The organism is Rhizobium sp. BK275 (assembly GCF_014193555.1).
Taxonomy (GTDB): Bacteria; Pseudomonadota; Alphaproteobacteria; order Rhizobiales; family Rhizobiaceae; genus Rhizobium.
Genome location: NZ_JACHZL010000001.1, coordinates 411631 through 431537, shown reverse-complemented (window position 1 = coordinate 431537; position 19907 = coordinate 411631). Strand labels below are relative to the sequence as shown.

At 60.7% G+C, this 19907-nt stretch carries 17 protein-coding genes; 5 read left to right on the top strand and 12 right to left on the bottom strand.

What is annotated here, in order from left to right; genetic code table 11:
• Positions 1-2: 2 nt before the first annotated feature.
• The 3 genes from FHT82_RS01960 to FHT82_RS01950 all read right to left on the bottom strand — a co-directional run bounded on the left by FHT82_RS01960 (position 3) and on the right by FHT82_RS01950 (position 5320).
• Positions 3-1907, bottom strand: coding sequence for an ABC transporter substrate-binding protein (locus tag FHT82_RS01960; RefSeq protein WP_183725817.1), 1905 nt, complete (start codon positions 1905-1907; stop codon positions 3-5).
• Positions 1907-3796, bottom strand: a complete 1890-nt coding sequence (locus FHT82_RS01955) for an ABC transporter ATP-binding protein (protein WP_183725815.1) — start codon at positions 3794-3796, stop codon at positions 1907-1909. Before FHT82_RS01955 ends, FHT82_RS01960 begins: the two co-directional genes overlap by 1 nt.
• A 183-nt stretch (positions 3797-3979) precedes the next feature.
• Positions 3980-5320, bottom strand: coding sequence for an adenylate/guanylate cyclase domain-containing protein (locus tag FHT82_RS01950; protein WP_183725813.1), 1341 nt, complete (start codon positions 5318-5320; stop codon positions 3980-3982).
• 419 nt (positions 5321-5739) lie between these two features.
• Between FHT82_RS01950 and FHT82_RS01945 the strand changes: the two genes are divergently transcribed.
• The gene (locus FHT82_RS01945) at positions 5740-7089 is read left to right on the top strand and encodes a nucleotide sugar dehydrogenase (RefSeq protein ID WP_183725811.1); all 1350 of its coding nucleotides are present in this window, start codon (positions 5740-5742) and stop codon (positions 7087-7089) included.
• Here the strand turns inward: FHT82_RS01945 and FHT82_RS01940 are convergent.
• Positions 7079-8254: a DUF3095 domain-containing protein gene (locus tag FHT82_RS01940; RefSeq protein WP_183725809.1), complete on the bottom strand. Its 1176-nt coding sequence runs from the start codon at positions 8252-8254 to the stop codon at positions 7079-7081. The two genes, FHT82_RS01945 and FHT82_RS01940, sit on opposite strands and share 11 nt — an antisense overlap.
• A gap of 121 nt (positions 8255-8375) precedes the next feature.
• Here FHT82_RS01940 and FHT82_RS01935 point away from each other — a divergent pair, with 121 nt between their 5' ends.
• Complete coding sequence (locus FHT82_RS01935; RefSeq protein ID WP_183725807.1) at positions 8376-8855, top strand: class I SAM-dependent methyltransferase; 480 nt, start codon at positions 8376-8378, stop codon at positions 8853-8855.
• Between the two features lie 7 nt (positions 8856-8862).
• On the opposite strand, the gene FHT82_RS01930 is transcribed toward FHT82_RS01935, so the two are convergent.
• A complete protein-coding gene (locus FHT82_RS01930; RefSeq protein WP_183725805.1) occupies positions 8863-9318 on the bottom strand; it encodes an Rrf2 family transcriptional regulator in 456 nt (151 codons plus the stop codon).
• A gap of 136 nt (positions 9319-9454) precedes the next feature.
• Here FHT82_RS01930 and FHT82_RS01925 point away from each other — a divergent pair, with 136 nt between their 5' ends.
• Positions 9455-10360 (top strand): NAD(P)/FAD-dependent oxidoreductase, encoded by a 906-nt coding sequence (locus FHT82_RS01925; RefSeq protein ID WP_183725803.1) that lies wholly within the window; start codon positions 9455-9457, stop codon positions 10358-10360.
• Positions 10361-10430: 70 nt separating this feature from the next.
• Here the strand turns inward: FHT82_RS01925 and FHT82_RS01920 are convergent, their stop codons facing one another.
• Together FHT82_RS01920 and FHT82_RS01915 are read right to left on the bottom strand one after the other, a co-directional pair.
• Complete coding sequence (locus FHT82_RS01920) at positions 10431-11309, bottom strand: FkbM family methyltransferase (RefSeq protein ID WP_183725801.1); 879 nt, start codon at positions 11307-11309, stop codon at positions 10431-10433.
• A complete protein-coding gene (locus tag FHT82_RS01915) occupies positions 11309-13024 on the bottom strand; it encodes an adenylate/guanylate cyclase domain-containing protein (RefSeq protein WP_183725799.1) in 1716 nt (571 codons plus the stop codon). Before FHT82_RS01915 ends, FHT82_RS01920 begins: the two co-directional genes overlap by 1 nt.
• A gap of 192 nt (positions 13025-13216) precedes the next feature.
• Here FHT82_RS01915 and FHT82_RS01910 point away from each other — a divergent pair, with 192 nt between their 5' ends.
• Together FHT82_RS01910 and FHT82_RS01905 are read left to right on the top strand one after the other, a co-directional pair.
• Positions 13217-14311, top strand: coding sequence for a glycosyltransferase family 4 protein (locus FHT82_RS01910; protein ID WP_183725797.1), 1095 nt, complete (start codon positions 13217-13219; stop codon positions 14309-14311).
• Positions 14301-15068, top strand: a complete 768-nt coding sequence (locus tag FHT82_RS01905; RefSeq protein ID WP_183725795.1) for a polysaccharide deacetylase family protein — start codon at positions 14301-14303, stop codon at positions 15066-15068. Before FHT82_RS01910 ends, FHT82_RS01905 begins: the two co-directional genes overlap by 11 nt.
• Here the strand turns inward: FHT82_RS01905 and FHT82_RS01900 are convergent.
• The 5 genes from FHT82_RS01900 to pcaH all read right to left on the bottom strand — a co-directional run bounded on the left by FHT82_RS01900 (position 15050) and on the right by pcaH (position 19906).
• Positions 15050-15880: an MBL fold metallo-hydrolase gene (locus FHT82_RS01900; protein WP_183725793.1), complete on the bottom strand. Its 831-nt coding sequence runs from the start codon at positions 15878-15880 to the stop codon at positions 15050-15052. The genes FHT82_RS01905 and FHT82_RS01900 overlap by 19 nt on opposite strands.
• Positions 15881-16545: 665 nt before the next feature.
• Positions 16546-17313, bottom strand: a complete 768-nt coding sequence (locus FHT82_RS01895; RefSeq protein ID WP_183725791.1) for an SDR family oxidoreductase — start codon at positions 17311-17313, stop codon at positions 16546-16548.
• Positions 17314-17375: 62 nt separating this feature from the next.
• A complete protein-coding gene (locus FHT82_RS01890) occupies positions 17376-18422 on the bottom strand; it encodes a 3-carboxy-cis,cis-muconate cycloisomerase (RefSeq protein WP_183725789.1) in 1047 nt (348 codons plus the stop codon).
• Positions 18423-18543: 121 nt separating this feature from the next.
• Entirely contained in the window at positions 18544-19155 is a 612-nt protein-coding gene (gene pcaG / locus FHT82_RS01885; protein ID WP_183725787.1) for a protocatechuate 3,4-dioxygenase subunit alpha, read from the bottom strand.
• 1 nt (position 19156) lies between these two features.
• Positions 19157-19906 (bottom strand): protocatechuate 3,4-dioxygenase subunit beta, encoded by a 750-nt coding sequence (gene pcaH / locus FHT82_RS01880; protein WP_183725785.1) that lies wholly within the window; start codon positions 19904-19906, stop codon positions 19157-19159.
• Position 19907: the final 1 nt, after the last annotated feature.

Here is a 19907-nt window from a genome sequence, read left to right as displayed (position 1 = left end):
GCTCAGGCCTCCTTGAACCAGAAGGTATCAGGCATGTAGACGCCGAGGAAGGAGGTTGGATCGAAGCCGTAGAGCGCGTGCTCCGGCACATTCTGCATCTTGGCGGACATGAGGATCGGCTGCAGCGTGCTGTTGATGAGGCCGATCGAAAAGACCTGCTGGGTATAGAGGGACAGCATCTTGTGCCAGATAACCTCACGCTCTTCCGTCGTAGCACTTGCGCCCCACTGGTTCAGGAGATCCACAAGCTCGGCCGCCTCCGGCAGATCGGGCGCCTTGCCCTCCTGACCGGCCGAAAGATAGTACATGCCCCAGAGCGGCCATTGAAGCTGGTCATCCAGTGTAGGGGCTAGTCCATAAGGAGACATGTCGGCGGTCGGCACGCCGTTGTCCAGCCCGTACCAGATCGACATCATGATCGAGCCGCTCATGGCGCGATTGCGGAAGACGTCGCGCTGCGAGGTGCGGGTGAAGAGCGCCAGACCGATATCGGCCCAGTGATCGTGCACGAGTTCCAGAACGTCCGTGTCGAGATTGCTCTCGCCGGCTGTCTCGACGGTGATCTCGGCGCGGCGTCCATCAGGCAGCAGGCGGATGCCATCGCTGTCGCGCTTGTCGAGGCCGAGTTCGTCGAGCAGCTTGTTGGCCGTATCAGGGTCGAAATTCACATAGGCATCGGCATATTCCTGCTTGAAGAGCGGGCTTTCCGGCAGCACCGTGTCGGCACTCACCTTGCCGAGGCCGTAGAAGGCCACCATGTTGATCTCATGCCGGTTGATCGCCAGCGACAAGGCCCGGCGGAAGCGCACGTCGCGAAAAAGCGCGCGCCAGGCTTCGTCGGCGACATTGAGGTTCGGTAACAGTGTGATGCGCGAGCCGCGCGTCATCTTCCAGAGATCGACCTTCACCGGGAAGCGCTTTTCCGCCTCTTTCAGGAAGGTGTAGTCGTTGAAGTCGATGCCGGTCGCCTGCAGGTCGGATTCGCCCGCACCCGCCTTGGCGGCGATGATCGAGGAAGACGAGACGTTGAGGATGAAGCGGTCGAGATAGGGCAGTTGCATGCCGTTTTCGTCCACGCGGTGGAAGAACGGATTGCGCTCGAAGACGAACTGATCGGCCGGCGGAGCGGTGCGGTTTTTCCAGGGATCGAGCGTTGGCAGATCGGGATTGTTGGGCCGGGAAGCGAGGGCCATCTTGATGTGCAGATCGGCCCACTTCTTGGCGCGGTTCTTTTTCATCAGCTCCTCGAGCTTGACCTTGTCCTGGAAGCCCTTGTGGAACTGTTTCAAGTAATGGCCCGGGCCATAGATGACGAGCGGCAGGGGGCCGGCAAGCGCCGACAGGAAAACCGGGTTGGGCTTGTCCCAGCTATAGCGCACAGTCAACTCGTCGAGCACTTCGAAGCGCGGCAGGGAGCCATGTGGACGTAGCTCCAGCGCGCCGCCGCCGGGCGTCAGTTCCTTGTTGAGAATGACGTCTTCCCACCAGTATCGGAAGGCTTCGGCCGTGAAAGGATGCCCGTCAGACCATCTGTGCCCGTCGCGCAGGTAGAAGGTAAAGACCGTGTCATTCTCCGAGGTGAAGTCACGAAGGATATCGGGCTGGAACTGCAACTTCGTGTCGTAGCCGACCAGCCGCGAATAGCCGTAGACGGTCATGTAGCGGATATCGCGCACACCGCCGATGATGGTGCGCACGTTGCCGCCATAGGTGCCGGGCACGCGGCCCATCTCCTTGAGATTGACGATACGCGGCTCAGTCGGAATGCGCTCAGCCATTGGCGGCAGACTGCCGTCAGCGACCCTGGCCTTCAAAATTTCTGGCTCGGCGATCTGCTGTGCCCGGAGCACCGAAGGCGCGATAGCCGAACCGATCAGGCCGCCGAGAAAGATGCGGCGTGTCACCATCAGACCAGCTCCTTTGCGTCGGCGCCCTTACGGGCGCGCACCAGATGGCCGCCGCCGAGGTCGGCAAAGGCGAGTTCGGAGGCATCGTCATGATCGGCCGTGAAGACGCCGCCCCAGTTCTGCTTGTCGGCTGCACCGTTTTCCTGCAGCGCTTTGAAGTCGAGCGGCCGGTCGAGGTCCGGGAAGGGAACGGCGGCAAGCAGTGACTTCGTATAGGGGTGAACCGGGTTGCGCAGGATGATCTCGCGCGGCGCGATCTCGACGATGCGTCCCTTGCACATGACGGCGATGCGATCGGCCATATAATCCACAACGGCGAGGTTGTGCGAGATGAAGAGATAAGTGAGCCCGAGTTCCTTCTGGAGGTCTTTCAAGAGATTGAGGATCTGTGCCTGAACCGAGACGTCGAGGGCCGAGACCGGTTCGTCGAGGATGATGAGCTTGGGACCGAGGGCGAGCGCGCGGGCAATGCCGATGCGCTGGCGCTGGCCGCCAGAGAAGCTGTGCGGATAGCGGTTGAGATAGCGCCGATCGAGGCCGATCGCGCCCATCAGCGCCTCGACCTTCTGCTTGCGCTCGGCGCTGTTGCCACGGTCGTGAATCTCAAGAGGCTCGCTCAGAATGTTGCGCACCGTCATGCGCGGCGAGAGCGAGGAGACAGGGTCCTGAAACACCATCTGGATCTTGGTGCGCAGGTCCTGCAGTTCCGAGCCCTTGACGGAGAGGACGTCGATGACGTCCTTGCCATCGTTGAAGAGGACCGAGCCGCCATCCGGTGTCACTGCACGCATCAGGATCTTGCTGACCGTCGTCTTGCCGCAGCCGGATTCGCCGACCAGCCCCAGGCATTCGCCAAGGCGGATATCGAAGCTGACATCATCGACGGCGTGCACGATGGCCGCTTCCTGCCCGCCGAAGAAGCCGCGCTTGCGCGTCTTGTAGGTTTTGGAAAGATTGGCAACGGAAAGCAGCACGCCCGGCGCCTCCTTCTCGACCGACTTCTTCTTGCCGATCAGCGATTCCAGATTGACCGGTACCTCGCGCAGTGCCTTCAGCCGCTCGCCTGGCTTCATGTCGAAATGCGGAACTGCGGCCATCAAGGCCTTGAGATAGGGATGCTGCGGATTGCGGAAGATTGCCTCGACCGGGCCGGCCTCCATGATCTCGCCGTGATAGATCACCACCACTTCGTCAGCCATATTGGCGACGACACCGAGATCGTGGGTGATGAGCAGCATCGCCATGCCGAGCTTGGCCTGCAGGTCGCGCAGCAGTTCCAGGATCTGCGCCTGGATCGTCACGTCGAGCGCCGTCGTCGGCTCGTCGGCAATCAGCAGCGCCGGCTTGCAGATCAGCGCCATCGCGATCATGGCGCGCTGACGCATGCCGCCGGAAAGCTCGAACGGATACATGTCGTAGGTGCGCTTCGGATTGGAAAAACCGACGAGGCCGAGCATTTCCTCGGTGCGCTCGCGCGCTTCTTTCTTATCGGCGTCCGTGTGGATCAGAAGCACTTCGCTGATCTGGTTGCCGACCGTGTGGAGCGGCGAGAGCGACGTCATCGGCTCCTGGAAGATGGTCGCCATGCGGCGGCCGCGCAGGTCGCGCATCTCACCGCTATCGCGCGACAGCGCCACGATATCCGTCGCCTTGCCATCTAGCGGATCGGTAAACAGGATGCGACCACTTGCATGTGCCGGTGCCGGCAAGATGCCCATGATCGCCTGGCTGATGACGGATTTGCCGGAGCCGCTTTCGCCGACGAGGGCAGTCACTTTTCCCGGCAGGATGCGGAGATTGGCTTCCTTTACGACACGCAGCCGGTCGCCGAAAACGGAGAAGGCGACATCCAGATTCTCAACACGCAACAGATCGGCTGCAGACGCCATACCAATGAAATTCCCCAGTCTTTATGTGTTCCCGTTAAGGCACACTATCGTACCGTAAACGGGGTGTCCAGTTGATGACAGACATGGGAAAAAGCGGCACAGGGCGCCCATTTTACAGGCCGCTTGGTGCGAGGGTTCTCATATAGACGCAACGGCTAAAGCGGCTGCAATGTTCGCGCGTGGTTACTGAATGAATTTTTCGATCGGCGTGCGTTTTACCTGTTTCTTGTCGCGGTGAAGCATGATGACCTGTTCTGCTTCCGAAAGGCCGTTCTGAACGGCTTCGCGGAAGCCTTCGTCGACGTGAATGGCAGATGCCGGCGCGCGCGGTTGCAGCACCGTCACTTTCTGGCGGATGCCGCGCAGCTTTTCCTCGCCGAGCGTGATCCATTCGCCGCCGCAATAGCCGGCAAAGGCCTGGCTCGCGACGACCTCGCGGCTATATTTCTTCGTCAGTACCTGCAGGCGCTGCACCTCGTTCACCGCCGAACCGAAGGCAGAGAAGGTGAGGCGGTCCTTCAGGCCGACATTGCCGAACATGACGTTGCCGACATGTAGGCCGATGCCATAGCCGATCTTTGGAAGCCCCTTTGTCTCGCGATCCTTGTTGAGTTCGGCAACACGCGCCTGCGCGTGGTGTACGGCTGAAAGCGCTGCCTCGCAGGCGATCTTGGACGGGTCCTTGTGGCGGCCGCAGGGATAGACCGCGAGAAAGCCATCGCCGAGAAAGCTCAGGATTTCGCCGCCATTGCGGTTGAAGGGTGCGGCGATCGCGTCGAAGAACTGGTTGAGCGTATCGATATAGGCCTGCCGGCCCTCCTTCTCGGCATACATGGTCGATTCGCGCATGTCGGCCATCACGAGGGCCGCACGGATCGTTTCGCCGTCGCCACGGCGAACCTGCCCGTTCAGCACGCGTTTGCCGGCATCGCCGCCGAGATAGGTAGTCAGCATATTGTTGGCGAGCTTGGCAAGCACCGCCATCTTGGCGGCGACCGCCAGATGGTTCTGCATGCGCAGCAGCGCGTCGATCATGTCGTCGGAAAAACCGACCGGGCTGTCGGTCGACCATGAACCCATCATGCCCTGCACCGAGCCATCACCGAACGGCTGCACGAAGGCGAGGTAATCGGTGATCTTTTCCTGCCGCAGATCCTCGAAAATCGGGAATTCATTCGGGCCTTCAGGCATGATACGGCGGCGGATATGCTGCAGATTGTTGTCGAGAAGATGGAAATAGGGGCTCTGCAGGAAACGATCCTGCTTCTGGCCGGCCGGCATCCGAAAGCCTTCGATGGTTACGCCGCTCGCGCGCTTCCAGGTGAAGCTCAGTGCGTCGTAGAGCGGATGCAGCATCGAGAAGGTCAGGTGCACGCGCGCGAGTGGCAGACCGGCGGCAGCAAGCCGCTCGCAGAAACCGCGCACGATGTTTTCAAGGTCGTCACCGGCCAGCGAAGAATTCGTCAGCCATTCAGCAACACGGTCCAACAAAATGGAGGATACGCTGGATTCGATCGTGCTCATTCTTGGTATTATCCTCATGTCGCACGTCCATCCTCAAAGACAAAAACAACCCCGACCTGCCCATTCACGATGAGCAGATCGCAAAGAATTCAGGATGTACGAGCGGTATTATCGTGTCAACGATGTGCCGATGACCCGGCACTGACACCCGCCAGCTTCCGACCTCCTGGAAACGGGCGAGCAATCTTTGCAAAATGGTTCATTATCACTTGCCAAAATAGGCACGCCGGAAGTGCGAAACAATGGGATCCGGATTTTTTTGTGCGTCTCGGTTGTGGCACTGCTCGGACCGAACCATGTTCGCCACACCCCGCTGATGAATCCAAGCCGTGGCGCGGGCAGGCGCTGCGAAGGGGCCGGGTTTAATTTGCCGCGATCATGCATTAGATCAGCGTTCGGATTCACTTTTCGCAAGAGGCATGGCCTTGGACGCACGCTCTTCCACCTTCGAGACGCTTTCAAAGAAGATTGAGGCCCGCACGGCGCGCGCTGGCATTATCGGCCTTGGCTATGTCGGTTTGCCGTTGGCGATGGCTGTGGCACGCAGCGGCTTTACTGTGACCGGCTTTGATATCGACCCGAAGAAAATCGTCGCGCTGGATGCCCGCCGCTCCTATATCGATGCGGTGACGAATGAGGCGCTGACAGCCGAGATCGATGCGGGGCGTTTTTTCTCGACGACCGATTTCGCCGGCCTTGCGGATTGCGACGTGATCGTTATCTGCGTGCCGACGCCGCTCACCAAACATCGCGATCCCGATCTCTCCTTCGTGGAAGCGACATCGCGGTCGATCGCCGCCCATCTGCGGCCGGGCCAGCTCATCGTGCTGGAATCGACCACCTATCCGGGTACCACCGATGATATCGTGAAGGTCATTCTCGAAGAGACCGGGCTGAAATCCGGTTCCGATTTCTTCGTCGGTTTCTCGCCGGAGCGCGAGGACCCCGGCAACCAGCACTACCACACCGCGACCATCCCGAAGGTCGTTGCAGGCGACGGTGCAGAAGCGCTGTCGCTGATGAAATCCTTCTACGGGACAGCCGTTTCGACCGTCGTTCCGGTTTCCTCCAATGCGACGGCGGAAGCGGTGAAGCTCACCGAAAACATCTTCCGCTCGGTCAACATCGCACTCGTCAACGAGCTGAAGACCGTCTACGCGGCAATGGGGATCGATGTCTGGGAAGTCATCGACGCGGCCAAGACCAAGCCGTTCGGTTATATGCCCTTCTATCCCGGTCCCGGTCTCGGCGGCCACTGCATTCCGATCGATCCCTTCTACCTCACCTGGAAGTCGCGCGAATACGAACTGCCGACCCGTTTTATCGAGCTTGCCGGCGAGATCAATTCGGCGATGCCGCGCTATGTCGTCGGCAAACTGGCCGAGGTGCTGGATATCCGTGCCGGCAAGGCGCTCAGCCGCTCACGCGTCCTCGTGCTTGGCCTCGCTTACAAGAAGAACGTTGCCGATATCAGGGAAAGCCCGTCGCTGCGCCTGATCGAAATTATCGAGGAACGCGGCGGCAAGGCGGATTATCATGACCCCTTCGTCGCGGAGATTCCGCCGACCCGTGAATATCAGGCGCTGAAGGGCCGGAAATCCATCGACCTGACGCCGGAAGCCGTTGCGGGATATGACGCGGTTCTCATCGCGACCGATCACGACATGATCGACTATGCGGCTCTTTCGAGGAGCGCCAAACTGATTGTCGATACCCGAAACGTCTTCAGCCGGCTCGGCCTTACTGCCGATCACGTTATCAAGGCGTAACGAGCGCGCCGGAAAGCTGCTTGCCGGTGATCTGGCTGGCAGCGACTGCATAACCGCCGGCGGCACCATCGATGAAGTGCATGTGGTCGCGCGACAGTGGCGTCGGCACGAAGCATGTCACCAGTGCCGATGATTGGCGGTGCAGGCCGTAGCGAGCCACGCCTCTTTCCTGCGCCTGCTTCAGCAGCGTCTCGATGCGGGCGAGATGGGCGGCATCCACGTCGATGGTCATCTTCAGTCCGTCGTCGAACTTTCGGAAATCCGAATTACCCGCGATGTCCCGCTTGTAGCGGCGCGCGTTGAAATGAGCGAAGGTGAGGCCGAATTTGTGCAGGAAAACGATCAAGCCGGTCTGCAGGAAGATGAACAGCTTTTGCCGCAGTCGTTTGCCTTTGGGCGCCGTCGCATTCACCTCGCGATTGATGCCACTCATTGAAAAAGCAAACTCCGGCCCATCTTCCGGCACCGGATGGCCATTGCGGTTTTGCTCGGCGGTGAGCGAAACGATGCCGGCGACGAGAGCCTGAAATTCCGGCCCCGGACCAGCTTCGCCCGGTACGGCGATGATCGAGACGATCTCGCCATTGCGGGCCTCGATCGGGCTCCAGCGACAGGAGAGGCCGGTCAGATCCGGCCGAGTGCCGGGCGCGGCCTTTTCGACGCCGTACCGGCCCATCTTCATGTTCTTTTCGGCCCAAAGCGTGCCGCCGCCGGAAAACATTGCATAGGTGACGTAAGGACTTGCCGAATAGCGAGCGACGCGTACATCGAGACCTTCCGCGCGAATATCGGCGATCGGCACGATGGCGATACGAAGATCGAGGTCAAGATCCTCCTTCACCCAGACCTGCGTCGCGGCAAGAGCCTTGCGTGCTTCCTTCTCAAGCGAAGCGGGCAAGGCGATCAACGCGCCGTCGCCGGCAAAGACGAAGGGATAGTCGCCCTTGCCAACGGCATTCAGCACCGCGGAAATGACGCTTGCGCCGGCCATGTTGACGTCCTTGTAGCGGCCGCCGGAAATCGCCTTCGTCGAGCCGACGATATCGGCCATCGCCAGCACCCACCGTTCGGGCAGCGGCTGGTAATTGCTCTCATCGGTCACGCCTTCGAAGTCGCTGAAAACAGGCACGTTGGCGAAGAATGCGTCGCTGGATATCTCGTTCATGGGGCCGAGTTTATCACAGACCCGTGTTGCCGCTGCAACGGCAATTTGCGGTTCCGGCAATCGACTTGCACCGCATCGATATGGTAGCACCGCTGACATATTTTATGACGGACAGGACAAGATGAGCCGCCTCGATAGCTTCATTCGCCGATTGTCGGCTCAACGCGATATTCTCAATGCCATCATCGATCTGGTGGAAGAGGTGGAGGGGCCGGTGCTCGAATTCGGCCTCGGCAATGGCCGCACCTACGACCATCTGCGCGAGCATTTTCCCGATCGCCGCATTATCGCCTTCGATTGGGAAATACGCTCCTATTCCGCCTCCACGCCGCCAGCCGAAAATATGGTGACGGGCAATATCCGCGACACCGGCCAGGCGTTCCTCGGGATCAATGCTGCGCTCGCCCACGCCGATATCGGCACCGGCCATGACGAGATCGACGCCGTGACGCTGACCTGGCTGCCGCAGCTGATGGCCGGCGTGCTTACCCATCACGGCATCGCCATCAGCGGCCTGCCGCTGGAACATCCCGAACTTTTGCCTCTGCCTTTGCCCGGCGGCATCAAGGAAGGCCGGTATTTCCTCTACCGCAGGAAATGATCCGCGCTTATGAGGCGCAGGAATAGGACGCAGCCGAGAGCGCGGCATATTTTGCCTCGAAGTCGGCCGCGATTTCGTCCAGCGTCACGCTGCCCAATCGCCGCAGGAGCAGGGCCTGCGCCTCCTTCATCGCATCCTCGAGAGCAGCATTCACAGCCTGTTCCACAAGGCATTTCGGCTGGTCGTCGGCTGGGCCGATGGCGAAAAGATGCGGTTCGCCGATGGCGTTGTAGACATCGAGCAGCGTGATTTCCGACAACGGGCGCATCAGCGTCCAGCCCCCGCCATGCCCCTTTTCGGAACGGACATAGCCCTGTTCTCTAAGGCCGGCCATGGTGCGGCGGACGACGACGGGATTGGTGTTCAGCATCTTTGCAATCATTTCGGAGGTCGCCGAATGCTCATGCCGATCCATGTGGATCAGCACGTGCAGCATGCGTGAAAGGCGGCTGTCATTGCGCATGAAGTTCTATTCCCGTCGATCGAATGGGCCATTATCACAAGCAGATCGTAACAAGACAAGTAACATGATGCTTGACTGCGTCATTTCATGTAACTTATGTTGCTTCATGATTGAGGCGACGTCAAAGGAGAGATCCATGTCATTCGAGGTCATCGTCATCGGCGGAAATTTCGCCGGCCTGTCCGCAGCCATGCAGCTTGCCCGGGCGCGACGCCGTGTTCTGCTGATCGATGCAGGCGCACCGCGCAATCGGTTTTCGCACGCGTCACATGGCTTCCTGGGCCAGGACGGCCAGACACCGGCGGCGATCATGCGGGAGGGAAAGCGGCAGCTTTCGCTTTATCCGACCATCACTATCCGCGACGGGGAAGTTGTTCAGGCGCGTGCCGATGGAGATGAATTCGTGATCGGCATCAAGGGTGGTGGCGAAGAAAGGGCCGCGCGCATCGTCCTGGCGACCGGTATCAGCGACTCACTGCCTGAGATCCCCGGCCTGCGGGATCGATGGGGCCGTTCCGTGCTGCACTGCCCTTATTGTCACGGTTATGAAGTGAGTGGCGGTGCACTTGGCGTTCTCGCAACCCTTCCGCTTTCAGCGCATGCGGCCATGCTGCTTCCCGACTGGGGAGAAACGACCTACTTCACCCAGGCCTTGTTCGAGCCCGATGAAGAGCAACTGGCGCGGATGACCGCGCGCGGTGTTCGGATCGAGCGCAGCCCTATCGTCGAATTATTGGGCGACAATCCGAAGCTTGAGGCCGTCCGCCTGACCGACGGCCGGGTCGTGCCGCTGGACGCCGTTTTTGTCGCAGCGAAAACGGCGATGGCAAGCCCGATTGCCGAGCAGCTTGGCTGTGCCTTCGACGACGGTCCGCTCGGGCCGGTCATCCGGACCGGCGATAACAAAGAGACGACCGTCAGAGGCGTCTTTGCCGCCGGCGATGCGGCAAGTGCCATGCACAACGCCACGCTCGCCTCCGCCTCAGGCGTCCTCGCCGGTGTACATTGCCATCAATCGCTGGTGATGCAGTCTGCACCGTAGCCTCTGGCGCCTGGAGCACGACGCCGAAAAGCGTGAGCGGTTTTCGGACGACGACATGCCCTTCTTCGGTCTAAGGCAGGAACAGCACGTCATATTGATCGAATTCGCCCGGCAGATCACGGACTTTCATCTCCTTCTCGCCGTCCTCGAAGACGACGAGACAATCCTCGTAGAAGCCGGCGAGCGTACGAATGAAGGCTTTCGTGCCCTCGGGGCCGTAAAAGAGCGGCGTGAATTCCATATAGAGAGGCGCGCGGCGGGCAAGCAGCGGCAGCATCGAGCGGCAGGCAACCGGCTCATACCCTTCGATGTCCATCCAGACGAGGCCGATGGCCGCTTGGTCGATGCCGAGTCTGTCGAGGATGCCGGTCACAGACCGCACCGGCACGCTGATCTTCTGGTCGCTGGCGCTCTGGCGGATCGCGCTGCTCTTGCCATGATTGGCGCTGTTTAGAAAGAAGTCGATCTTGCCTTCGTCTTCGCCGGCTGCGCAGTTGACGAGGCGCACGGCATCCGTAAGTCCATTCTGACGGATGTTCTGTTCCAAAAGGCGGAAATTGCGCGGGTCCGGTTCGACGCTGACGATCCCGGCAAAGGCCCGGGCGAGCGCAAAATAGACGGTCTGTGTGCCGATATTGCCGCCGATCTCCAGCAGCATGCCGTCCTTCTTCAGCAGGCCGCGCTGGCGCAGGATCACGAGCAGCCGGTCGACGGCCTCGCGTTCGAAATGGCCCTTCCGGAAGACCTTGCGGCCGATATAGTCCGCCGGCGAAAAACTCATCAGGTGATCGCCGGCATCGACGGTCATGGAGGTGACGCGCGGCCCGATATTTTCGATCAGCAGCCGGCGGCCAAAGCGGGTATTGAAGAAACGCGTGGCCAGCGCATTGCGCGCCTTGCGCAAACGGCGCTTCCAATATTTGGCGGTAAGCCATGCCTTGCCGGACATTATTGTCTTTCCTTGAGCGGTTCGGCTGCGTTCTCTCTCGGAACGACATAGACTTTCAAGGGGAGTACCCGACCGCGCACATTGATTTCGCAGCTTTCGACCGTTTCCGGATCGATGCCTGCGCGTACCGCGACCGGCTCGGAAATGACGATAGCGGCATTGAGTTCCTTGGCCGCGGTTTCCAGGCGACTTGCCACATTGACCGTATCGCCGACGGCGGTCAGGCTGCGCACGCGCCCATAGCCCATCGTGCCGACCACGGCCGGGCCGGCATGGATGCCGATGACGATCTGCAGCGGCAAAGGCAGTTCCTCGGAAAGTTCGGCGGCGAGCTTCTCCACCTCGGCAACAATTGCGGTTGCGGCTGCTACCGCCTGCCGGCAGGCTTCCTCAGGCGTGGTGTTGAGGCCGAAGAGTGCCATAGCGCCGTCGCCGATGAATTTGTCGAGCCGTCCGCCGGCCTGTTCCACTGCCTTGCCGACGATCCCGAAATAGCGGTTGAGCAGGAAGACGACGTCGAAGGGCAGGCGGGTTTCGGTCAGCGTAGTGAAATGGCGCATGTCGCAGAAGAGCACGGCGATCTCGCGCTCGCGGCCGGGGCTGGTTTCCTGGCTGTTGGCGGGAAGGGCAGCCTCTGTCTGCGGTACGAGCAGCGGCGCGACGGTCAAGTCCTTATCCGGGCGGAGCTGACAGGCGAGGCGCACATCGGATGCCGCATTGATGCGCTTCAGCGTCGTCTGCTCCAGCTTGTCGGGCGGCGGCAGGGTCCAGTAATCGCCGAGGATCTGCACGCGGCAGGTGGAGCACTGGCCCTTGCCGCCGCAGACCGAATAGTGCGGCAGACCGCCAAGCCTGCTTGCTTCCAGGACGGTGAAGCCGCGGGGCACGCGCACCGTCTCGCCGCCGGGATAGTGAACCGCAACTTGGTTCGCCCGCTCTTTCAGCCTGCGGCGCGCCCGTGCCAGGATGACGAGGGCCAGCGTTGCGGAGAAGCTGCCGTAGAGCCCGGCGCGAATCGTCGCGATTTGCTCGCGCGCCTCGGGATCGTTGTAATAGCGGGTATTGATCGCTTCTTCGTAGTGGCCGGATTCTGACTCGATGTAGGAGGGATCGGACAGCGTGCGGCCCATCTCGACGAAACCGAGCAGCGCCAGCACCGGCAGAAGGATGGCGATCGCCAGAAGCAGCGATGAGGAATTGTCGTACCAGGGCCGATAGCGCAGCCAGAAATGTATGCCGATACAGCCGTGGATCCAGACGGCGAGCAGCGCGAAAGTCTGGCGTACGCCGTTCTGCGGTGAGTTGATCCAGAGCGTGCGAACGATCGTCTCGTAATTGTCGGTATAGCTGTAGAGTGCATGGACGATACGCGTACCGACGACATGGTCGATGAGTAATAGCGGAATCAGGAGACCGAGAACGATCTGTGCCATCTCGTTTTTCGGCATGACGAGGCTGCGGCGCATATAGAGCCCGCGCAGCACCAGCGTCATATGGACGAGGACCGAGCCATAGAAGAGAATAGTGCCGACCGGATTGCGCCAGATCGCCAGAAACAGCCGGCGCGCATCATCGGCTGCCGTCAGCGAAACGAGCCCCAATGCATGGTTCGACATATGCAGGATGATGAAGACGAACATGACAAGGCCGGAACCGAGCCTGGCCTTCCTGATCGTGCGCTCCGAAAAAACCCCTGTGGCCAAGACCGTCGTCATCAATTCCTGTTCTTGAAGCTCAAATCGCAAATGCACTAGAGAAGACGAAAAAGGGCGGAATTATCGTCTCGTCTAATCACGATCGCTTCGGTATGCCTGCCTGTATCGTTCAAGGATAGTGACAATAGCGGAAATTTTCGCTTACGGCGCGAGCGCCGATTGGAAACACACTGTCGTCAGCGGAGTGTCGCGATGCGGATCGCTTTCTACGCGCCGATGAAATCGCCTGATCATCCAGTGCCCTCAGGCGACCGGCTGATGGCGCGGCTGTTGATCCGGGCGCTGGGGATGGCTGGCCATTCTGTCGAGGTCGTGTCCGAATTCCGTGTCCATGCCGGCTCGCCGGAGGCGGCGGCTGAGGTTCTGGCGAAGGCGGATGGCGAACTCGAGCGGCTGCGGCGCAAATGGCGGGCGGAGCCGGGGCCGGAACTCTGGTTCTGCTATCATCCTTATTACAAATCCCCTGATCTCCTCGGCCCCGCCATCGCGGAGCAATTCGCCATTCCCTATGTCACGGCCGAAGCCTCCTACTCGCGCAAACGTGATGGGCTGGGTTGGGCCTTCTTCCAGAGATCGGTGGGGGACGCGATCCGTCAGGCGGCGGTCAATATCGCCTTCACCGAACGCGACCGGAAAGGACTGGAAGACGTCTTTCCCGAAGCGCGTATCGCCGGAATAAAGCCCTTCATCGACACAACGCTCTTCGAGGCGATAACGCCCGCCCCCGATCCGCAACGCTTGATGACCGTGGCCATGATGCGGGCCGGCGACAAGATGGAGAGCTACAAGATGCTCGCCACGGCACTCTCCATGATCGCGGAGCGTCCATGGACACTCGGCATCATCGGTGACGGTCCGCTGCGGGCTGAGGTAGAGGCCCTGTTTGCCGGCTTTGCGCCCGGCCGTATCGATTGGCTTGGCCAAAGGGAACCGGAAGAGATTGCCGTACTGTTGGCGAAGGGCAGCATCTATGTCTGGCCGGGTTGCGGCGAAGCCTATGGACTTGCCTATCTCGAAGCGCAGGCGGCGGGCCTTCCTGTTGTGGCGCTGAAGACCGCCGGCGTGCCTGCCGTGGTGGAGGCCGATATGACCGGCCTATTGACGCCTGATGGCGATATGAAAGCCTATGCGCGGGCCATTGCCGGACTGCTGGATGACCGGGGGCGCCGTGACGCCATGGCATCCGCGGCCCGTCGCTTCGTCATCGACGAGCGTTCGCTAGCCGGCGCGGCGAAAGAACTGGATTTGATCCTATGCAATCATGCAGGAGCTGCACATGATCGATAGCACCATCCACGAGCCGTTGTATCGGGAACTGGAGCGCTGGCGCGCCGCTGGCCGCGTGGCGCGGCTTTGGCTGCGGGATGACGATGCGATCGAGCCGACGGCGGCGCTGGAGCGGCTGCTCTCCGAAACGAAAAGCTACGGCATCCCCGTCACGCTTGCGGTCATTCCGGCCTTTACCGACGCGCCGCTGGCTCAGCGGCTTGCGGGCGAGGCGCATGTCAGCGTGGCGGTTCACGGCTGGGCGCATCACAATCATGCCGGACCTGACGACAAGAAGCAGGAGCTCGGCGGAGCGCGTCTGGAAGAAACCATTCTCGGTGAACTCTACGAAGGCTTCCTGAAGCTGAAGGGTCTTTACCCGACACGCTTTCTAGCCATGCTGGTTCCGCCCTGGAACCGCATCGACAAGGGCCTCATTCCCAAGCTGCCGGCGCTCGGCTTTGAAGCCCTTTCGACTTACGGACGCGTCAAGGGAGAAAGCCCGCTCGCCATCGTCAATTCCCATGTCGACCTCATGGACTGGCACGGTACGCGCGGCGGCCGGCCGATGGCAGACCTGATCGGCGAACTGGTTGCCGAATTGCAGGACAGGTTCGAGGGCAGCAGCGAACCGATCGGCGTGCTCGCGCATCACTTGGTGCATGATGCGGCGGCGTGGGATTTCCTTGCCGAGCTCTTCGAGGCGACTTCGGGCCATCCCGCAGTAGAATGGGTCTCGGCAGCCGCGCTCGTACAGGATCAGATGTCGATGACCTGATTGTCACGGGCGGCAAAGGCACCGGCAAAGGCGGCCTGCGCCTGGCTTTCCATGACAGCGAGCTGTTCATCGGTGCGCGAGGGCGCATGATGGAATAGGGCGAAGCGCTTCGCGCCCGCCATTTTTGCAAGTTCGGTACCGTGCTGCCACGTGGAATGGCCAAACCCTTTGAAGCGCTGCATCTCGTCTTCATTATAAGTGCAGTCGTAGACGACGAGATCGGCGTCCTTCATCATCTCCAGCGCCACCGGATCGTAGCTACCCGGCGTGTGCTCGATGTCGTAGATCAGCGATATGATGCGCCCTTTCCAATGGATGCGATAGCCGATCGCACCGCCCGGATGGTTCAGCATATAGGTCTGCATCTCCACACCATCATGCGGGGTCAGTGTCTGGCCGGCATGGAAATCACGGAAATTCATCGTCGCCTGACAGATGTCGGTCTTCACAGGGAACCAGGGCGGGCTGATGAACTGCTCGACCATCTCGCGCGTGGTCATCTTGCCGTCCAGATGGCCGGACCAGATGTTGACGTTGATCGACGGGTAGTAGATCGCCTTGAAGAAGGGCAGGCCGATGATGTGATCATAGTGGCAGTGGCTGAAGAAGAGATCCACATCGTGGACTTCATCAGCAATGAGCGACAGGCCGGCTTCACGCAGGCCAGAGCCCGCGTCGAACAGCATCCGGTGCTGGCCGCAGCGGATTTCAATGCAGGAGGTGTTGCCTCCATAGCGGTCAAATTCCGGGCCTGACACGGGAATGCTCCCCCGTACGCCCCAAAATTTTACCTGAAACAGATCGTTACTCATCTTCCTTCAAACCAGCTTTCCCGCTTCGTCATCGTAGTCACCATCGATCCCGATGCGAAGCTGCAGAATTCCACGGGTTTGCCTATATCCCCTCGCACTCTTCCAACGGCTAGCCGAAGAAGAAGTAGATTTTCCTAAGCAATCGGCTTTTGGCTCAGAATGCAAGCCGGTATGGTTCGTTTTCTGTAAACGTTCCGGCGTGAGCGAGATCGCGACATTTCCGCGGATCATGCATCTTAAATGGTTGCGCGCGACCGAAAATGCAAATCCGCCTGTTTTTGGCGATGCTAAAGCCGCGAAACGGCAAGGAAACCGCGTCGGAGATGGCCGGCAGCCGAAGCACGCTCGCGGCAGCGAAAGCTCGTCTTTGTCATATCGTGCTCAAAATCGAGATGTTCTTGTTTCTCGCGGAAATCGCTGAGATAATTTCCTTGCGCAACCTTTGGAGTGAACATGGCTCCAGTCACTGCAATCCTTATAGGCCTCGTGATCGTTTTCATCCTCATCGTCGCATTTGCCGTATTCTTGTCCTGGAACCCTGTTTGGTGGGCGCACCTTCGGTTTTCCAGGCGTTCCGTTCGTGGCCAAGCCGAAGGCGGCCTCGAAATGAGTTTTGATTGCGGTGATGGAGGCGACGGCGGTGGTGACGGTGGAGGCGATTAACCTCAGAGCGACGCCGTAATCCCACCGTCGACCATCAGCATATGGCCGTTGACGAAGGACGATGCGTTCGACGCCAGGAAGACGGCCGCACCAACCAACTCTTCCACATTGCCCCAGCGGCCAGCCGGTGTACGGGTTTCGAGCCAGCCGGAGAATTTCGGATCATCGACAAGTGGCTGGTTGAGCGGCGTCTTGAAGTAGCCGGGCGCAATCGCGTTCACCTGAAGGCCATGCTTTGCCCAGTCGGTTGCCATGCCACGGGTGAGATTGCGCACAGCACCCTTGGTCGCCGTATAGGGCGCGATACCTGGCCGGGCGAGTTCGGCCTGAACCGAGGCGATGTTGATGATCTTGCCACGGCCGCGGCTGATCATCGCCTGCGCGACCGGTTGGCTGACGTAGAAGACGCTGGAGACATTGGTGCGAAAGAGTTCGTCCCACTTTTCGACCGGAAAACTCTCCAGCGGCGTGCGGAACTGCATGCCGGCATTGTTGATGAGGATATCGATCGGGCCGATCTCGGCTTCGATATAGGTAATCGCCGAGCGGCAGGCCTCCGCATCAGTCACGTCGAAGGCTGCGCTGACGGCATGGCGTTTCTGCTCGCGGATCGTCTCGGCGGCGGCCTCCGCCTTCTGGGCGTTGCGGCCGTTGATGATGATGGAGGCGCCGTGTTCGGCAAGCCCGAGTGCCAGCGCATAACCGATACCCTGGCTGGAGCCCGTCACGAGCGCGCGGTGGCCGGAAAGATCGAAGAGGGGAAAGGTCACGGGATCACTCCTGAAATCAACGCCTCTGCATAGCCGGTTTTACCGCGTTCATGCAAAGGCGATCAGCCTGTCCCCAGACGCTTGATATTGCCGATAAGTTCCGCCGCCAGCCGCAGCGAGGCGGCGGTTGCCATGACCAGCTGCGGCAGCACCAGCCATTCGAGTGTCCAGGCCGCCCCGGAGCGCTCCTGCTCATGAACGAGGGAATGATGGATGGCCGAGAGCTGCGTTGCGTTGAAGCGGGCGAGCGCGACCAGCGTTTCGGCGGCGACCGGATTCTGCTTATGGGCCATGGCCGAGGACGTGCCGCCACCCGCAAGCTCGATCTCGCCGCCGGCTTCGGCGAGCAAGGCGATATCCTGCCCGAATTTGCCGAGGCTGCCGGAGATGAGCGAATAGAGATTGGCGAGATCGGCAATGCGGCTGCGGCGGCTCTGCCATTGCGGCTCATCGGCCAATCCCAGCTCCTGCGCCAGCGAGGCGCGCACGACGGATGCCTCGGCCCCGAGCTTTTCGAGCGTACCGGCAGCACCGCCGAATTGCACGGGGAAGGTCTGCTCCGTCAGCCGGTCGCGATAGGTCTCCAGCGGCATCCGCCAGGCGGCAATGCGGTCGGCGGCGGTAATCGGGATTGCGGCCTGCATGCGTGTATGGCCCATCAGGCGGTTGGCGCCGAACTGGCGTTCGAGCGCCGCCAGTTTCGTCGCGATGGCATGCAGCCTTCCGCCGAACAGGAAGGTGATGGACTTCAGCCGCAACATCAGGCTGGTGTCGATGGCGTCCTGACTGGTCGCACCGAAATGAACATGTTCGGCGGCCTCGCTGCCGACCACCTTCCTGAGCTGTTTGACGAGGTCCGGAATGACGACTCCATCCCGAGCCGTTGCAGCCTTCAGGCTTTGCACATCTGCGGTAAAGCCAGCGCAGATCTCGCCGATTGTTCGCGCGGCTTCCGCCGGAATGATGCCATGCGTCGCTTCTGCGCGTGCAAGTGCCGCTTCGAAGGAGAGCATCGCCCTGATATCAGCCTCGACTGAGAAGTAGGCGACGATTTCAGTGTCTCCGAGCAGGCCGGAAAGGAAAGGATGGTCGAAAGGGGATGTGGTCATGTGGCAGCTCGTTTCATCGCAATCCCGGTCTGCCTGTCGGCTTATCTCGACCCAGATAGGGCAGGGCGAAACCGACGCTACTTGCCCGACGGATCGCGGGCAAGTAGCCAGTCGAGATAGCTTAAATGTCCAGGAACACCGTTTCCTTCGGTCCCTGCAGGTAAATGTCGAAGCTCAGCTTCGCGCCATCGCGCGCAGCGATCAGCGTTGCCACGCGCTCGCGGTGCTCGATACGCGCCAGAACCGGGTCCACCGCATTGGCATCCTGCTCTTCCGGGAAATACATGCGCGTGTGCAGGCCGATATTGATGCCGCGGGCGACGATCCAGAAGGTGATATGCGGGGCCATCTTGCGGCCGTCCTTGAAGGGAACCTTGCCGGGCTTGATGGTTTCGAAACTATAGACACCGTCTTCGGCGCGGGTGGGGCAGCGGCCCCAGCCGGTGAAGTTCGGGTCTGCCGTGCCACGCATTTCCGAGGGGCTGTTGTAGAGGCCGGCGCTGTCTGCCTGCCAGATTTCAATGACGGCGTCGCGAACGAGTGCTCCGGCACCGTCGAAGATGCGGCCGCTGACGGTGATACGCTCGCCGAGCGTCTTGTCATTGACCATCCGCGTACCGAGATCACTGTCGAAAACGCCGGCGATGTCGCAGAAGTTCGGCGTCAGGCCGATATGCACATAGGGGCCGGCGGTCTGGGACGGGGTTTCCTTGAGATAGCCGAGTTCCTGCATGTCAGTTCCCCTCCAGCTTGTTTTCGAACATGGTCGAGCGGCGGCCGCGCAGCACGATATCGAACTTGTAGGCGCGGCCGTCCATCGGGATCGTATTGCCCCAATCCATGGGGGCGATGAGCTGCTCGATCGCCGCCTTGTCCGGGATCGCGCCGACGATCGGACATTTCCAGATCATCGGATCGCCTTCGAAATACATCTGGGTGATGAGGCGCTGCGAGAAGCCGTGGCCGAAGATCGAAAAATGGATGTGCGCCGGGCGCCAGTCGTTGACGCCGTTTGGCCAGGGATAGGCGCCGGGCCGCACGGTGCGGAAGAAATAGCGGCCTTCCTCGTCGGTAACGAAGCGGCCGCAGCCGCCGAAATTCGGGTCGATTGCGGCGAGATAGGTTTCTTTCTTGTGGCGGTAGCGGCCGCCGGCATTGGCCTGCCAGAATTCGACGAGGACACCAACCTGCGGACGACCGCGCTCATCGAGCACCCGGCCGTGGACGATGATGCGTTCGCCGATGGCGCTCTCGCCGGGCCGCGCGAAATTATGGATCAGGTCGTTATCCATCTCGCCGATCATCGAATGGCCGAAGACCGGGCCGGTGATTTCCGAAATCGTGCCATCGAGAGAAAGCAGCGCGCGTTGCGGTGAACGGAGGAGCGAGGTCTTGTAACCCGGCGCATAGGCCGGCGGATGCCAGGCACGGTCGCGGGCGAAGAAAGCTCCGGTTTCTGGCTTGCGGTTCGGTAAGTCGGACATT

Excerpts from the sequence above, each read along its gene's own strand:
- pcaG (WP_183725787.1), bottom strand. The coding sequence starts at position 19,155 with ATGCAGGAACTCGGCTATCTCAAGGAAACCCCGTCCCAGACCGCCGGC.
- FHT82_RS01955 (WP_183725815.1), bottom strand. The coding sequence starts at position 3,796 with ATGGCGTCTGCAGCCGATCTGTTGCGTGTTGAGAATCTGGATGTCGCC.
- FHT82_RS01935 (WP_183725807.1), top strand. The coding sequence starts at position 8,376 with ATGAGCCGCCTCGATAGCTTCATTCGCCGATTGTCGGCTCAACGCGAT.
- FHT82_RS01925 (WP_183725803.1), top strand. The coding sequence starts at position 9,455 with ATGTCATTCGAGGTCATCGTCATCGGCGGAAATTTCGCCGGCCTGTCC.
- FHT82_RS01960 (WP_183725817.1), bottom strand. The coding sequence starts at position 1,907 with ATGGTGACACGCCGCATCTTTCTCGGCGGCCTGATCGGTTCGGCTATC.
- FHT82_RS01950 (WP_183725813.1), bottom strand. The coding sequence starts at position 5,320 with ATGAGCACGATCGAATCCAGCGTATCCTCCATTTTGTTGGACCGTGTT.
- FHT82_RS01915 (WP_183725799.1), bottom strand. The coding sequence starts at position 13,024 with ATGACGACGGTCTTGGCCACAGGGGTTTTTTCGGAGCGCACGATCAGG.
- FHT82_RS01930 (WP_183725805.1), bottom strand. The coding sequence starts at position 9,318 with ATGCGCAATGACAGCCGCCTTTCACGCATGCTGCACGTGCTGATCCAC.
- FHT82_RS01905 (WP_183725795.1), top strand. The coding sequence starts at position 14,301 with ATGATCGATAGCACCATCCACGAGCCGTTGTATCGGGAACTGGAGCGC.
- FHT82_RS01940 (WP_183725809.1), bottom strand. The coding sequence starts at position 8,254 with ATGAACGAGATATCCAGCGACGCATTCTTCGCCAACGTGCCTGTTTTC.
- FHT82_RS01910 (WP_183725797.1), top strand. The coding sequence starts at position 13,217 with ATGCGGATCGCTTTCTACGCGCCGATGAAATCGCCTGATCATCCAGTG.
- FHT82_RS01920 (WP_183725801.1), bottom strand. The coding sequence starts at position 11,309 with ATGTCCGGCAAGGCATGGCTTACCGCCAAATATTGGAAGCGCCGTTTG.
- FHT82_RS01945 (WP_183725811.1), top strand. The coding sequence starts at position 5,740 with ATGGCCTTGGACGCACGCTCTTCCACCTTCGAGACGCTTTCAAAGAAG.
- FHT82_RS01890 (WP_183725789.1), bottom strand. The coding sequence starts at position 18,422 with ATGACCACATCCCCTTTCGACCATCCTTTCCTTTCCGGCCTGCTCGGA.
- pcaH (WP_183725785.1), bottom strand. The coding sequence starts at position 19,906 with ATGTCCGACTTACCGAACCGCAAGCCAGAAACCGGAGCTTTCTTCGCC.
- FHT82_RS01900 (WP_183725793.1), bottom strand. The coding sequence starts at position 15,880 with ATGAGTAACGATCTGTTTCAGGTAAAATTTTGGGGCGTACGGGGGAGC.